We start from the raw sequence: 15,301 nt of genomic DNA on the forward strand, positions 1-15,301 counted from the left end.
TACTACCTATCCGTAGTTTCCGGTATGGTTTGAGGTAGTTTCCGGCATGCTTTGCATTAGTTCTTGGCGTGTTTTGGAGTAGTTGCGCATAAAATAATTGAAAAACAGGGGATATCTGAAATATTAGCCTTACCTTGCGGAAGATTAAAAAAACACAAACCAATATGAAGATAACACAGCTTCGCGGTGACTTAGCGGCTTTCCGTAATCTTGAATTAAGCCTTGTTCTCAACGGCATGAAAACGGAAAACAGCCGGAAGCCGGTATCCGTGTTGCGGCAAAACATACCTTATCTGACTCCCCAAACGAAAAGCCTTGCAGCAGAGAAGGTTCCCGTTGTCTTGTTCGGCGTTACGCTGAAACGGGATAGCGAAAGGATCGGCGTGGCCTCTTATACCGGATTGGTGTTGCTCAGTTTCGGCAACCTGATCGACCGTGCGGAGGCGGCTGCCATACGGGATCGTGCGGCAGGCTTTCCGCAAACGCTTGCTTCGTTTGTCGGATCGAGCGGGCGGAGCGTCAAAATCGTGGTCCCTTTCACCCGGCCCGACGGTTCGTTGCCGGAGACGGAAGAGCATATGCGCTTTTTCCATGCCCATGCCTGCCTCCGTGCGGGCCGCTATTACGAAGCACAGCTCCAGGTGCCCGTCGAATGGAAAGAAGAAGGGTTTCCCGTTCCGGAACAAGGATGCCGCGTGTCGTATGATCCCGACCTGTTTTATAATCCGGACGCATTGCCGATCCGCCTGGAACAACCTTTGCGGATGCCCGCACCGGTGACGACACGCGAGGTGCACGATGCCGAACCGGACCCTCTGCTGCGCATGCCACCCGGCTATGAACGCTACAAACGCATATCGCTCCTCTATGAAACCTGCCTTGCCGACACGTTCCGGCAGGTCGGGCCGGAAGACAACGACAATGAAGAACGTAAGAAGTTCATGGTATATCTGGCACGTAAATGCCGGCAATCCGCCATTCCGGAGGAAGACGCCGTCCGTTTTGCCCTGATACATCCGTTCGGCAAGAAGCTGGAGATGGAACTGAGGGCGACGTTCGGAAATGTCTACCGGAAAGAGAAGATTTGCAGCCTCAGGCTTTGTATGCCCCGGCGGATGCTGGTGGCGATGCAGATGGAAGAGTTCATGACGAGGCGCTATGAGTTGAGGTTCAACCGCATGAAGGAATGCAAGGAATATCGCGAACGGCATTCGCTGTTCATGGATTATCGCCCGGTGACAACCGAGGCGGTCAAGAGCATTTGTTTCGAAGCGCAGTTGGAAGGAATATCGGCGATCGAATACGACGTGCAGCGTTACGTGGACTCCCGGCGCATCTCCCATTACTGGCCGGTCGAGGAGTATCTTTTCGACCTGCCGAACTGGGACGGGCAGGACCGCATTCGCGCCCTTGCCGATTGTGTGCCTTGCGAAAACAAGGAGTGGAAGGATTTCTTTTATATCTGGTTCCTCAGCATGGTGGCACACTGGTTGCAGATGGACCGGGAGCATGCCAACAGCACGTCGCCCCTGCTGGTCGGGCCGCAAGGTTGCCGCAAGAGTACCTTCTGCCAGAACCTTTTGCCGCCCGAACTGCGTCCTTACTATGTCGACGGGATCGACCTGGGAAGCCGGAAGGATGCGGAAATGGCGTTGAACCGCTTCGCGCTGATCAACCTGGACGAGTTCGACTCGATACCCGCATCCCGCCAGCCCTATCTGAAGAACCTGCTCCAGAAGGCGAAAGTGACGTTGCGCAAACCCTATGGCGGGAACGTGGAGGAGATGAGGCGGTTCGCTTCGTTTATCGCGACCTCCAACACCTTCTCTTTGCTGACCGACACCACCGGCAGCCGCCGTTTCATCGGAGTGGAGGTGACGGGAATGATCCGGATAGAGCCGGTCGACTATCCTCAACTCTATGCACAGGCTGTCAATGCGTTGCGCGAAGGAGAACGCTATTGGTTTTCGGCGGAAGAAGAAGTCAGGCTGCATCGGAATAATCGGGCGTTCGAAAAGCGTCCGTTGTTGGAGGAGCTTTTTTTGTATTATTTCAGAGCCCCGGAAGAGGAAGAAGAGTGTACGCCGTTGTCCGCTCCCGAAATTCTGATGTCGATCAGCAAACAGAGCAAAACGGATCTGACGGAGACCAAACTGGAGTTGTTCGGGAAGTTGATGACGAAGTATAATGTACGGAAAAAGGTCAAAAACGACAGGAAGTACTATTATGTTATCCCGGTGAAGAGGTGAACGGTGCCGGTTATTACTGTTTTTGTATATATCCGGTACAGAACCGACACTGGATAGATATCGAACCGACACTGGACCGGCACTGCTTAAGTGGCATCATGACAGTGTGTTGAGTCGAAAAGTGCCAGGTGTCGGTTAGGTAATAGAAATTTTTTATAAAACAATATATTATGAGCATACGATACAAATTTGTCCCCATTTACGATAACTTGAATGAGGAAGGTGAGAAAGTAACGGGTTTTTATCCCAAAGTAGTGAGTCGCGGCACGATAGGCAAAGAGCGAATGTTTGATGACATATCGCGCGGTTCGTCTTCCCTGCGTGCGGAGTTGGCGCGTTCGTGGATGTTGATGGCAGATTATATCGAGGAGAAACTGGAAGACGGCTACGATGTCTGCCTCGACGATTTCTGCACTTTCGGCGTTTCCGCCAAATACCGCCGTGTGGACCGCAAAAACGAAATCCGCGCCGAATCCATCTCCGTAAAAGGCATGCACGTACGCGTCTCGAAAGCAATCAACCAAAAACTGAAGCGAGCCCGTTTCGAACGAGAACCGGAAAAGTTTTGATCATGCTTCAAACTTTTGATTGCTTTTTGTTTTTGTCTTTTTGATATGTTTTAGGGTGATACCGGTTTGATGAGGTTGTCTGTGTGTGATAATAGGTTTACTGTGTAAATCGGTATTTCTATCGCCCTCTTCCTTTTTTCGTCGGTATTTATATCATACGGTTCGTTCTTGGTAGCTTTGCCCGTGAAACTTGAAACGTGTGCCTACCGTGCGTGGTAAAGACTTGTTCTATTTTTGTGTCGGGATAAACTGTATTATCACCTCTGTTGTTTATGGAATAGAAAAACAAAAGATAATTAAAAATGAAGTGTATGAAAAAAATACTTTTCCTCTTTTTGCTTCTGGCCGGAATGACGAACGTCTATGGACAGAAGTTTGCGGTAAAGTCAAACTTGCTGTATGACGCGACTGCAACGATCAATCTTGGGGTTGAGATGGGGCTGGGCAAGAAGTGGACGCTGGACTTGTCCGGTAACTACAACGGATGGAAGTTGGGCGACGACATGCGTTGGAAACATTGGATGGTTCAGCCGGAAGCACGTTATTGGCTATGCGAGAAGTTTAACGGCCATTTTCTCGGAGTTCATGCTCATTATGCCGATTATAATGTCGGCGGGATCAAGTTTCTGAGTAAAAATATGGAGAATTATCGTTATCAAGGCAACCTTTACGGAGCCGGCGTGTCCTATGGCTACCAGTGGCTGCTGAGCAACCGTTGGAGCATGGAGGCTGTGATTGGTATCGGATGGGCGCATCTGGACTATGATAAATATCCGTGCGCATCGTGTGGTACGATTCAGAAGAGCGAAACGAAAGACTATTTCGGAGTGACGAAGGCTGCTCTTTCTATTATTTACTTCATTAAATAATCGGAGCTATGAAGAAGACGATGAAAATGTATATGGCGGCAGCTCTGTTAGCTGTCGTTTCGCCGGCTATCCAGGCTCAGGTCCCGGTAAAAGCGGTTTGTAACGAGCTAAAACAAAAGGGTAACGAATTGGTGATCGACGCCGTGATCACGGTCGACGGCAGCCGGATCAAATCCCGTGAGAATCTCTCCCTGACACCGGTCCTGGAATCGGCTTCGCAGCAGGAAGGGTTGCCTTCCATCTTGCTGAACGGACGGATCAGCCAGAAGGTGTATGACCGTGAGATCGCGTTGGACAACTTGCAGGATGAACCCCGCTTTTTGGTCGTGCAGGCCGGAAAGAGCGAAAATGTCATCAGCTATAAGACGGTAATCCCGTTTGAATCGTGGATGAAAGACGCCCGTTTCGTGTTGATCCCGAACATGTGCGGTTGCGGGAAAGAAGCGCAGGGTGAGCCGCTCGTGATAGCCGACAAGGTCCTGACCCGCCCCGGCAAACGGTATGAGGTGAAGCCTGTCCTGGCCTATATCTCTCCGGAAGCGGAAACGGTAAAACACCGTGCCGAAGTGGGGACTGCTTATCTGGACTTCCAAGTGGGTAAATATGCCATCCTGCCGGACTTCCGCAACAATGCGGCGGAACTGGCAAAGATCGACAATACGGTCAGTACGGTCGTAAACGATAAGAACATCACGCTCGAAGGCATTATCCTGAAAGGTTTTGCATCGCCCGAAGGCAGCTACAAGTCCAATACGGTTCTGGCGGGCAATCGTGTGAAAGCGCTTTCCGAATATATACGGAAGAAACATGACTTCAAACCGGAGCTTTTCACGTTGGAAAACGGTTCTGAAGATTGGAATGGCCTGAAAGCGAAAGTGGAGGCCGACCGGAGCGTTCCTTCGCGTGAGGCTGTGCTGGCTGTCATCGACAGCAATGACGACCCGGACAAGAAAGACGCCAAGCTGGCTGCTTTGGACGGTGGGGTCCCCTACCGTTATGTGCTGAAGAATATCTATCCTTCGTTGCGCCGTTCCGATTACCGTGTCGCTTACCAGGTGCGTTTCTTTACGGTCGAAGAAGGCCGCGAGATTATCAAGACGCATCCGCAGCAGTTGAGCTTGAGCGAAATGTTTGCGGTGGCCAACAGCTACGAGATCGGGAGCAAGGAATATAATGAAGTGTTCGAGATTGCGGTCCGTATGTACAGCGATGATCCTGTCGCCAATCTGAACGCCGCCAATATTGCCTTGTCGAAGAACGATCTGGATGTGGCCCGTACTTATCTGGGCAAGGCAGGCAATAGCCCCGAAGCCATCCATGCACGTGGTGTCCTGAATCTGCTGGATGGAAATCTGGACGAGGCAGGAAAACTGTTGGAACAGGTAAAAGCCGCCGGAGTGAAGGAAGCAGCGGTCAATTTGGATGAACTGCGTAAGAAGGAGGCCGATAATCGGCTCTTTGATAGTTTTGAATAGCAAGATTGATACTTTTACAGTGCAACCGTTACTGTATTAGCCGATATCTTTGCGATTGAGAGTTTGCATATAAAAGATTGAGAATTTAAAGTATTAAGATTTATGGAGCGTATAGCGGATGTCGAAAAAGTTCTGATGAATGAGATAGACAACCAACATGGTGTCTACTTATATCTCGAAGGTAATGCATGGTGCGCGTATGAACGTTCTGCTTATTATCTGGCCTGCTTGAATTGCCTTTTTATTAAACAACCGAGAGGTTTGAATAAATATTAAGTTGTAAAATTGAGGGTGTATTTGTCCCGAAGGCGGATCGCAAGATTTCCCTTCGGGACTTTTTTTGTTGAGGGATAATGTGCCGATCAGCCGATTGCCGAAACATTTTCCCCGGTCCGGCATCCTGTTCATAAATAATATGTATATTTGTGGAATACAAATAAATAACAACGTTAACTATGAAAAAGGAAGAGTCAGATCAGAAAATCATGGGAGAGATGGAAAGAAAAGAGTTGCAGGAAAGATATATTCGCTTTGATTGGGCCATTAAGCGCCTATTGCGCCAGAAGGCCAACTTCAGTGTGCTCGAAGGTTTCCTGACCGTCATGATCGGCGAAGAAGTCAAGATTTTGGAAATCCTCGAAAGTGAAGGCAACCAGGCGACTTTTGACGACAAATTCAACCGTGTGGACATCAAGGCTTTGAACAGTAAAGGCGAGATTATCATCGTCGAAGTCCAGAACACTCGCGAGATGTACTACCTCGAACGCATCCTCTACGGTGTAGCCAAAGCGATCACCGAGCATATATATATATCGGTGAAAGTTATCAGAACGTGAAGAAAGTCTATTCCATTAGTATTCTCTATTTCGACCTCGGTGTCGGTACAGACTATTTCTATCATGGGCAGAACTACTTTGTGGGTGTGCATACGGGTGACCTGCTACGCATCAACGCTCGCGACCGCGACGTGGTCGTTCCCCGCTTGCCTGCCGAAATCTTCCCTGAATACATACTGATCCGTGTGAACGAGTTCGACAAAGTCGCGAGCACGCCTCTTGACGAGTGGATCGAGTATCTGAAGGACGGCACGATCCGTCCGGACACGACTGTTCCCGGCCTTCGCGAAGCACGCGAGAAACTGAAATACGACTCCATGTCGCGTGGTGAACGCTACGCCTACGATGAGCACCTCACCAATGTCGTGATCCAGGAAGACGCCATCGAGAATGCCAAGTGGGAAGGTCTTGTCGAAGGTCGCGCCGAAGGTCTTGAAATGGGCCGTGCCGAAGGTCTTGAAATGGGCCGCGCCGAAGGCGGGAAACAAACACAATTGGAAATCGCGCACAATCTCAAAAAACTGTCGCTGCCTCTTGAAACGATTATACAGGTAACGGGGCTTTCCGTAGAAGAAATAGAAAGCCTGAAATAGTCACCTGCAATATTGTTGATTTACGGTGGTGTCAAAATGGTATTGTTTTGTCAATAAAGACACCGGTAAATGCTGATTTTAGGTCTAAATCCAATTTATAATGTACGATAGACTATGACGCGGGCCTCCGGTGAGAGGGTGACGGTAAAGCTGTTGCCCGTCGCTTCGTTTAATGCTCCTTGCCACCAGGCTGTCAGCCGGCGGTTCCGGATGGGCCAACGCAGTCCGGTAGTAGAAATCGTGCCGGAAGGGGCAAGCGAGAAAAGGGACACTTGGGTTCCGGGCTTGCTTGTCAGCGTCGTTGTTTGCCGGATAGGAGTGAAAAGTCCATAGTCAGAGAGCATCTCGATCCGGCGGAACAGCGGGGCGTAGTCCATCAGCAGGGATATATTGCCTAACGTATGGTCTTCGCGCAGTCCGGTAGCCCCTAAGATCAGGACTTCCTGTTGCCCGGACCGGTGGGCGAAACGGACGGATTTCGTCAGGTCGTTGATCTCCTGGTCTTCCACGATATGGATACGGTCGGCGTAGCGCTCGCGGAAGCGGGGTGGAAGGCTGTCCAGGTCGCCGACGACGGCTGCCGGGGTGATGCCTGTTTTGTCCAACGCTTCGACGGCTCCGTCGCAGGCGATGACGACGGAGGCTTCGTGCAAGAGACGAAGCGGCAGAGCTGTTTGCGGAAAACTGCCATTTGCCATGACAACGCATTTATAAGGTGCTATCATTTGTTCTTGTTCCATTCTTTTTCCATGTGTATAATCCGACTGCCGCCAGTATGGCGTAGCAAAGATAGAGAAACATTGTGGGATAGAGCCCACGCAGGTAGTAAAGATAGACGGAGACGCAGTTGACGATGATCCAGAATATCCAGTGCTCGATGATCCGGCGTGCCAGCATCCAAGTGGCGACGATCCCGACGGCGGTGGTAAAAGCATCGCCTGCCGGGATTGGTGAATCGGTGAAACAATGCAGGGCGTAATAGAGCAGCGCGAACAGGGCGAGGATGGCGGAGCCGATCCCGGCGAAAAGGAGGGGCGTCATGTTGCGGTAGAGGATCGCCTCTTGAGTGGGGGCGGCCTCTACGGTCGAGGCCGTTTCGACCTTACGCTTGCGTGTCCACTGCCAGAAGCCGTATATGCTGATGGCAACATAATAGATGTTTAATCCCATATCGGCGTATATCTTCGAAAAGAAGAAGACAAAGACATAGACAAGGGAAGTGAGGAAACCTACCACCCACATGGCACGGTGCTGCCTGATCTCCAAAAGCAGATAAAGCAGCCCCGTCAATACTCCGAAATATTCCAATAGTTGCATCTTTTAGAATTTGAATGTGACTCGTGCCATTGCGTTTGTCCCGGCCTGGGTGAAATAGCCGTCTTCTTTGTAGCGTTCGCCACCGACGATTGCCGAGTAAACCCAGGCATTGGTCTCATACTGCTCGTTGAACAGGTTGTTGACCGTGACATCGAGTGCTATTTCTTTCATGAACTTCGGTTTGAAAACATACCCGACACGCAGGTTGCTGACGAAATAAGGGTCGACGGAACGGTCTTTGCAAGAAGTGTTGTCGATATACTGGCGGCCGACAAACTGGGTGTTGAAGCTCGCACTGAATTGTTTCCAACTGAAATTGAACATGCTGTTGGCGATGATATCCGGCGAAAAGGCGATGTCGGTCGTTCCTAAGTCGTTGCGGTCCTCGCGCAGGTAGTTCCAGTCAGCGTCGTAGACCTCGATGCTTTCGGTGAAGTTCTTGATCTTGTTCCGGCTTAACGTCAGGTTTCCGCTCCAGTCCAGCCAACGGGCGATTTTCACACCTCCTGTTAATTCTATCCCCATCCGGTAGCTGTCCTTGATATTGGAAGTGAGGGCTTCACCGATCTCGCTGATTTTGCCGGTCAGGATCAGTTGGTTGTTGTAGTCCATGAAGTAGAGGTTGGCACCGATGTGGAAACGGGAGTTGCCGAAACCGTAGCCGGCCTCATAGTCGTAGAGCGTTTCATGCTGCGGGCGTTCATTGGGGCCGGCTTCGGTGAAGTTATCGCGGTTCGGTTCGCGGTTGGCTACCGAGAAAGAGACGAAAGCGCTATGGCCGCCCTTCTGGAAGTTAAGACCTGCCTTGGGGTTGAAGAAGTTCCAATGTTTGTCGATATCCACGTGGTCGCCGGCTTTGTCGTCGCTGCCTTCGATCGTGTAGTGGATGCCCCGGTACTGCATGTCCAGATACCCGTTCAAGTTGGGATAGAACTGGTAATTGGCCTTGGTGTACATATTGTAATCCAGCTTGTCGCCCGTGTTACGGTAATATTCGTAGTCCGGTTCGGGAAGACAGTTCGATTGCTTTGCCCACATGACACGCCCGAAGTGGTCGCCGTCATAGCGGTTGATGGCGGCTCCGGCGGTAAACTGTAAACGTTCACCTCGGTAATTCGCGCTGTAGATGGCACCATAGAAATCGTTATCCAGCCACTTGCGGCGGATGAGATCCGTTTTGGTAAAAGTTTCTCCCTGGCTGTCGATATAAAGAGGCAGTTTGTAGTTCTTGACTTTGGCTCCGGCTTTATAATCTTCGTAATAGCCCGCTCCGTGTGTGTAATGGAGTGTCAGATTCATGTTCCAAAGGTCGCTCAGACGCTGGCTGGCTGTGAGGTGGTAGTTCTGCTGCCGGTAGTTGTCCGTCTGGTTCTTGTAATATTTGGTGACACCGTCTTCTTCATATTCACCGCAAGGATTGTAGGTGCGGTTTGTGTCCAACATATAGGAAGGAACGCCGGTCCATGCCTGGTATGTCTTCTCTATGCTTCCGAATGTTTGGAAGCGGATCAACGTGTTGTCCCCGTAGTAGGCTGCCGAAGCGAAGTAGGAGTGCATGTTGGCATTGGCCCGGTCGATGTAGCCGTCGCTCTGGATATTGGAATAGCGGGCATCGAAAACGAAATGGTCCTGTAGAAGCCCGGTCCCGAACTTGACCGTGTTTTTGACTGTTCCGAACGAACCGGCCGAGACTGAATATTCGGCATAAGGTTTCAACTCCGATTTCTGTGTCTGCATGGCAACGGTTGCCCCGAAGGCGGCTGCCCCGTTGGTCGAAGTCCCGGCGCCGCGCTGTATCTGGATATTATCGACCGAAGAGGCAAAGTCTGGCATGTTCACCCAGAAGACCGTATGCGACTCGGAGTCGTTCATCGGTACGCCGTTGACCGTGATGTTGATACGGTTGGCATCCGTTCCTCGGATGCGGAACCCGGAATAACCGATACCTGTCCCTGCGTCCGATGTCATGATCACAGACGGTGATTGGAGAATCAGGAAGGGGATTCCCTGCCCGTCGTTCCGGCGGTTCAGCTCGTCTTTTGTCAGTTCGCTGTAGGCAACCGGGGTTCCTTTGGCTACTTTGGTTGCGGTGACGACCACTTCGTCCAGCGAGATGTCTTTTGAAAATCCTAAAGAATCGGCATGTTCAGTCGTTTTTCCTTGTGCCGACAATGCCACTAATGATGAGGCAATAATAAAAACACGTTTCATTCTTTTTCTTTTTGATAACCTGATTTAATAAAAAAAAGAATAGCACAGAGGTGGGCTGTTTTGCAGAAAACACACTTTTTTCCCTTCGCCGGCATTATCCGTCCAGGTTCAATGGGTATAATCTCAGCCTGCCTTCCTGTTTCTTGGGAACCATTCCGGCAAGCACCCCTTTGTATTCGGGGCAAAGAAACAAAAAAAACATGAAATGACCAAATGCATCGGTCTATGCCATATGCCTGCTTTGGGGATATATATACAAGTATGTACGCGATAAATCCTATAACAGACAGAAAAAATATATATTTATTTGAAAACTCACTGATTATTTGTATATTTGCGGACGATTAAGCGAAGATGAGGAGGGGGCGGGCAGTCCCCTTCTTTTGTTCTTAACTGTATGTATATGATTGAAAAAGACGTGATAAGTCAGTTGGTAGAAGAAAAATTGGCTTCTTCCGACAATTATTTAGTAGATGTAGTAATTAAACCAGGTAACCTGATTATCATAGAAATAGATAATGATGAGGGTGTTTGTATCGACGACTGCGTGGAGTTGAGTCGCTATGTGGAAGGTCATCTGGATCGCGATGTGGAAGACTTCGAGTTGGAAGTTGGTTCCGCCGGGATAACGTCCCCGTTTAAAGTGCTTCGCCAGTATGTGAAAAATATAGGCAATGAAGTGGAGATGCTGCTTAAAAACGGTACAAAGTTGACCGGCATATTGAAGTCGGCCGACGAAAACGGAGTGGTCGTCACTGTCGAAAAACAAGTGAAACCCGAAGGAGCCAAGCGTAAAGTGACTGTTCAGGAAGACCTGTCATATACATTCGATGAAATAAAATATACAAAATACCTAATAAGATTCAAGTAAAAAAGATTATGGCCAAGAAAGAGGAAACAATCAGTATGATTGACACACTTGCTGAGTTCAAGGAGTTGAAAAATATAGATAAAGATACGATGATCAGCGTGTTGGAAGACTCATTCCGTAACGTGATCGCTAAAATGTTCGGAACGGATGAAAATTACGACGTAATTATCAACCCGGAAAAAGGTGACTTCGAAATCTGGAGAAACCGTACGGTTGTTGCCGATGACGAACTGGAAGATGAGAATCTTCAGCTGACACTGACCGAGGCCCGCAAGATCGATGCCGACTGTGAAGTGGGCGAAGAGGTGACAGACGAGGTGCATTTTGCTGATTTCGGGCGTCGCGCCATCCTGAACCTGCGCCAAACGCTGGCTTCAAAGATACTTGAATTACAGAAAGACAGCTTGTTTGCTAAATATAAAGATAAAATCGGCAACATTATTGCAGCCGATGTTTATCAGGTATGGAAGAAAGAAATCCTGTTGTTGGACGACGAGGGTAACGAGTTGCTGCTCCCGAAAACAGAACAGATCCCGACAGATTTTTACCGCAAAGGAGAAACCGTACGTGCTATCGTACAGCGGGTGGATAACTACAACAACAATCCGAAGATCATCCTTTCCCGTACAGACAAATTATTCCTGCAGCGTTTGTTCGAACTTGAAGTGCCGGAAATCAACGATGGCCTGATCACCATCAAGGCGATTGCCCGTATTCCGGGAGAGAGAGCAAAAGTGGCCGTAGAGTCGTACGATGACCGTATCGACCCGGTTGGCGCTTGCGTCGGAATGAAAGGTTCCCGTATTCACGGTATCGTCCGCGAGCTGCGAAACGAGAACATCGATGTTATAAATTATACATCCAATGTATCGTTGTTTATCCAGCGTGCATTAAGCCCGGCAAAAATTTCCTCTATACGAGTGAACGAAGAAGAACGTAAGGCAGAGGTTTATCTTCGTCCTGAAGAAGTATCATTGGCTATCGGTAAAGGTGGTTTGAATATCAAGCTTGCCTGTATGCTGACCGAATATGCCATCGATGTCTTCCGCGATGTGGAAGGTGCAGATGAAGAGGATATCTATTTGGATGAATTCTCGGATGAAATTGACAGCTGGGTAATCGAAGCACTGAAGAATATCGGGTGCTACACGGCGAAGAGCGTATTGGCTATGAGCCGCGAAGAGATTATTGAACGTGCCGACCTCGAAGAACAGACTGTTGACGAGGTACTTGCTATCTTATCTGCCGAATTTGAAGATGAACAGGATGAAACCCAGGAATAAGTATTACGACAAAGTTTGATATGCCCATAAAATTAATACAAGTACAAAGAAAATTGAATGTAGGGATCAACACGGTTGTTGAATTTCTACGCAAAAAAGGGTTCGAGGTTGAGGATAACAATCCCAACACGCGAATCGGTGATGAACAGTATGCTTTGCTCGTAAAAGAGTTTGGAAAAGATTTACCGAACGGCGGACGTGAGCGTGAACGGGTTGTACCTGAACGTCCTCACAGGGAAGCTTCTTCTGTGAAAGAAGAAAAGAATTCGGAAATAAAGACTGTAATACCGGATGAATTCAAGCCCAAAATTGTAACGAAGGGCCGGATTGATCTGGACAGACCGCATAAGAAAGTGCAGGAGGTGCAGCGTCAGCCTGTTTCAGCTCCTGTGGAAAAGAAAGTGGAGAAGCCTATGGAGGTTGCCTCTGCTGAAAAAACTGCTGAAGCTCCGGCTCAGGAGGCGAAAGCCCCTGAAGTAAAAACTCCCGAAGTGAAAGCGCCTGAAGTAAAGGCGCCCGAGGCGAAAACGCCTGAAGTGAAAGTCCCGGAAGTGAAACAGCAGCCTGAGGAGATAAAAGAAGAAAAAGTTATAGTAGTGGAAAAAGAACCAGCAGAAGTGAAAAAACCGGAACCTGTACAGGAACCGAAAGCTGCAAAAACAGAGTCAACGACCGCGAAATCCGCGGGACCGGCAGCACCAGCCGGCAACGGTTCTGACGAGGAATTATTCCGGTTGAATACTCCGAAGTTCGAGTCGAAAATTAAGGTGACAGGAAAGATAGACCTGAACGCATTGAATCAGTCTACACGTCCGAAGAAAAAAACGAAGGAGGAACGTAAGAAAGAGCGTGAAGACAAGCGTGAGAAGTTTGCCGGTAACAAGCCGGGGCAACAGTCGGGTAACGGGGCTTTCAACAAGGGGCCGAAAGATGCGACGGCAAGACCCGGCGCTCCAGCCAAACCGGGAGAAGGCGGTACGGATGCAAAGAAAAAACGCAACCGTATCAAGAAAGACCGCGTAGACGTAAACAATACGCCGGGAACCAATGCTCGTCCGTCACGTCCGAACGACGATCGCAAACCGCGCCTGCGCAAGCCGGTGAAGGCGGAGATCAGCGAAGAAGATGTACAGAAACAGGTAAAGGAAACCTTGGCCCGTCTGACCAACAAGGGGAATAAGAACAACAAAGGTGCCAAGTATCGTCGTGACAAACGCGATGCCTTCCAGAAGCGTGAACACGAACTGATGGAACAGGAAGAACTGGAAAGCAAGGTGTTGAAGCTGACGGAGTTCGTGACAGCCAACGACCTTGCCAACATGATGGATGTTCCGGTTACACAGGTTATCGCGACTTGCATGAGCATCGGTATCATGGTTTCCATCAACCAGCGTCTGGATGCGGAAACAATTAATATCGTAGCCGAAGAGTTCGGCTTCAAGACTGAATATGTAAGTGCCGAGGTGGTGGAAGCTATCAAGGCCGATGAAGAAGATGACAACGAAGAAGACTGGGTTGCACGGCCGCCTATCGTGACTGTGATGGGACATGTCGACCACGGTAAGACTTCTTTGCTGGATAACATCCGTAATGCAAACGTAATTGCCGGTGAGGCCGGAGGTATCACACAGCACATCGGTGCTTATAACGTGAAGTTGCAGAGCGGACGCCGTATCACGTTCTTGGATACGCCGGGTCATGAGGCCTTTACTGCCATGCGTGCCCGTGGTGCCAAGGTTACGGATATCGCGATTATCATTGTGGCTGCCGACGATAATGTCATGCCGCAGACCGTCGAAGCGATCAACCATGCTTCAGCTGCTGGTGTTCCTATCGTGTTTGCCATCAATAAGATAGATAAGCCACATGCCAACCCTGACAAGATCAAGGAGGAACTGGCTAACATGAATTATTTGGTTGAAGATTGGGGAGGTAAATACCAAAGTCAGGAAATTTCAGCCAAGAAAGGTATCGGTGTAGAGGAGCTGCTGGAAAAAGTATTGTTGGAAGCCGACTTGCTTGACCTGAAGGCTAATCCGAAGAGACGTGCTGTCGGTTCCATCATCGAATCGTCGCTCGACAAAGGACGTGGATATGTCTCTACCGTGCTGGTTGAAAACGGGACGCTGAAGGTCGGTGACATCGTATTGGCCGGAACCCATTTCGGTCGTGTAAAAGCGATGTTCAACGAACGTAACCAGCGTATCGAAAAGGCCGGTCCTTCCGAACCGGCTCTGATTCTCGGCCTGAACGGTGCGCCGCAGGCCGGCGATACGTTCAATGTATTGGAAACAGACCAGGAAGCCCGCGAGATCGCTAACCGTCGCGAACAATTGCAGCGTGAATTGGGTCTGCGTACGCAGAAGATGCTTACGCTGGATGATATCGGCCGCCGTATAGCAGTCGGCAACTTCCAGGAACTGAACGTGATCGTGAAGGGTGACGTGGACGGCTCTGTAGAGGCGTTGTCAGACTCCTTGATCCGTCTGTCTACAGAAGAAATCCAGGTGAACGTGATCCACAAGGCTGTCGGCCAGATATCCGAATCGGATGTCGTACTGGCTGCCGCTTCCAATGCGATCATCATCGGATTCCAGGTACGTCCGGCATTGCCCGCACGTCGTCTGGCAGAGAAAGAAGGCGTCGAAATCCGTCTGTACTCGATCATCTACGATGCGATCGAAGAAGTGAAGAGCGCTATGGAAGGTATGCTTTCGCCGGAAATCAAGGAAGAGATCACAGCCAACGTAGAAGTACAGCAGGTATTCAAGATCACGAAAGTGGGTACGATTGCCGGATGTATGGTACGTGAAGGTAAGATCAAACGTTCAAACAAGGTTCGCGTGATCCGTGACGGTATCGTGGTCCATTCCGGTGAGCTGGGGTCTTTGAAACGTTTCAAGGATGATGTGAAGGAAGTGGTTGCCGGATTGGATTGTGGTTTGAACTTGGTGAACTACAATGATATCCAGGTAGGCGATATCATCGAGGCTTACGAAGAAACGGAAATCAAGAAGACATTGTAAAC

The 15,301-nt window shown here is 49.6% G+C and carries 11 protein-coding genes and 1 pseudogene; 9 read left to right on the plus strand and 3 right to left on the minus strand.

Going from position 1 to position 15,301, the window contains the following annotated elements:
* Positions 1-164 precede the first annotated feature (164 nt).
* The 6 genes and pseudogenes from BQ9893_RS10295 (at position 165) to BQ9893_RS10315 (ending at position 6,591) form a co-directional block, all read left to right on the plus strand.
* Positions 165-2,249, plus strand: coding sequence for a VapE domain-containing protein (locus BQ9893_RS10295; protein WP_075965945.1), 2,085 nt, complete (start codon positions 165-167; stop codon positions 2,247-2,249).
* 170 nt (positions 2,250-2,419) lie between these two features.
* On the plus strand, positions 2,420-2,818 hold the full coding sequence (locus BQ9893_RS10300; RefSeq protein WP_075965946.1) for an HU family DNA-binding protein: 399 nt from the start codon (positions 2,420-2,422) through the stop codon (positions 2,816-2,818).
* Between the two features lie 311 nt (positions 2,819-3,129).
* Positions 3,130-3,687, plus strand: a complete 558-nt coding sequence (locus BQ9893_RS10305; RefSeq protein WP_075965947.1) for a DUF3575 domain-containing protein — start codon at positions 3,130-3,132, stop codon at positions 3,685-3,687.
* Positions 3,688-3,695: 8 nt separating this feature from the next.
* Positions 3,696-5,162, plus strand: coding sequence for a DUF3868 domain-containing protein (locus BQ9893_RS10310; protein WP_075965948.1), 1,467 nt, complete (start codon positions 3,696-3,698; stop codon positions 5,160-5,162).
* Between the two features lie 102 nt (positions 5,163-5,264).
* Complete coding sequence (locus BQ9893_RS21715; protein WP_167369850.1) at positions 5,265-5,438, plus strand: hypothetical protein; 174 nt, start codon at positions 5,265-5,267, stop codon at positions 5,436-5,438.
* Between the two features lie 179 nt (positions 5,439-5,617).
* Positions 5,618-6,591: pseudogene (locus tag BQ9893_RS10315) on the plus strand (Rpn family recombination-promoting nuclease/putative transposase).
* 95 nt (positions 6,592-6,686) lie between these two features.
* On the opposite strand, the gene BQ9893_RS10320 reads toward BQ9893_RS10315, so the two are convergent.
* From BQ9893_RS10320 to BQ9893_RS10330, 3 genes are read right to left on the minus strand one after another with little or no spacing between them, the layout of a single operon-like run.
* The gene (locus BQ9893_RS10320) at positions 6,687-7,316 is read right to left on the minus strand and encodes a thiamine diphosphokinase (RefSeq protein ID WP_075966108.1); all 630 of its coding nucleotides are present in this window, start codon (positions 7,314-7,316) and stop codon (positions 6,687-6,689) included.
* A complete protein-coding gene (gene pnuC / locus BQ9893_RS10325; protein ID WP_075965949.1) occupies positions 7,300-7,908 on the minus strand; it encodes a nicotinamide riboside transporter PnuC in 609 nt (202 codons plus the stop codon). The genes BQ9893_RS10320 and pnuC overlap by 17 nt, the downstream gene beginning before the upstream one ends.
* A gap of 3 nt (positions 7,909-7,911) precedes the next feature.
* Positions 7,912-10,119, minus strand: coding sequence for a TonB-dependent receptor (locus BQ9893_RS10330; protein ID WP_075965950.1), 2,208 nt, complete (start codon positions 10,117-10,119; stop codon positions 7,912-7,914).
* Between the two features lie 403 nt (positions 10,120-10,522).
* Here BQ9893_RS10330 and rimP point away from each other — a divergent pair, with 403 nt between their 5' ends.
* Genes rimP through infB form a run of 3 tightly spaced genes read left to right on the plus strand, consistent with a single transcriptional unit; the run spans position 10,523 to position 15,299 of the window.
* Positions 10,523-10,990, plus strand: a complete 468-nt coding sequence (gene rimP / locus BQ9893_RS10335; RefSeq protein ID WP_208610811.1) for a ribosome assembly cofactor RimP — start codon at positions 10,523-10,525, stop codon at positions 10,988-10,990.
* An 8-nt stretch (positions 10,991-10,998) separates the two neighbouring features.
* Positions 10,999-12,273: a transcription termination factor NusA gene (gene nusA / locus BQ9893_RS10340; protein WP_075965952.1), complete on the plus strand. Its 1,275-nt coding sequence runs from the start codon at positions 10,999-11,001 to the stop codon at positions 12,271-12,273.
* A gap of 20 nt (positions 12,274-12,293) precedes the next feature.
* Positions 12,294-15,299 (plus strand): translation initiation factor IF-2, encoded by a 3,006-nt coding sequence (infB, locus tag BQ9893_RS10345; RefSeq protein ID WP_075965953.1) that lies wholly within the window; start codon positions 12,294-12,296, stop codon positions 15,297-15,299.
* The last annotated feature ends 2 nt before the right edge of the window (positions 15,300-15,301 follow it).

Source organism: Parabacteroides massiliensis (assembly GCF_900155425.1).
Taxonomy (GTDB): domain Bacteria; phylum Bacteroidota; class Bacteroidia; order Bacteroidales; family Tannerellaceae; genus Parabacteroides; species Parabacteroides massiliensis.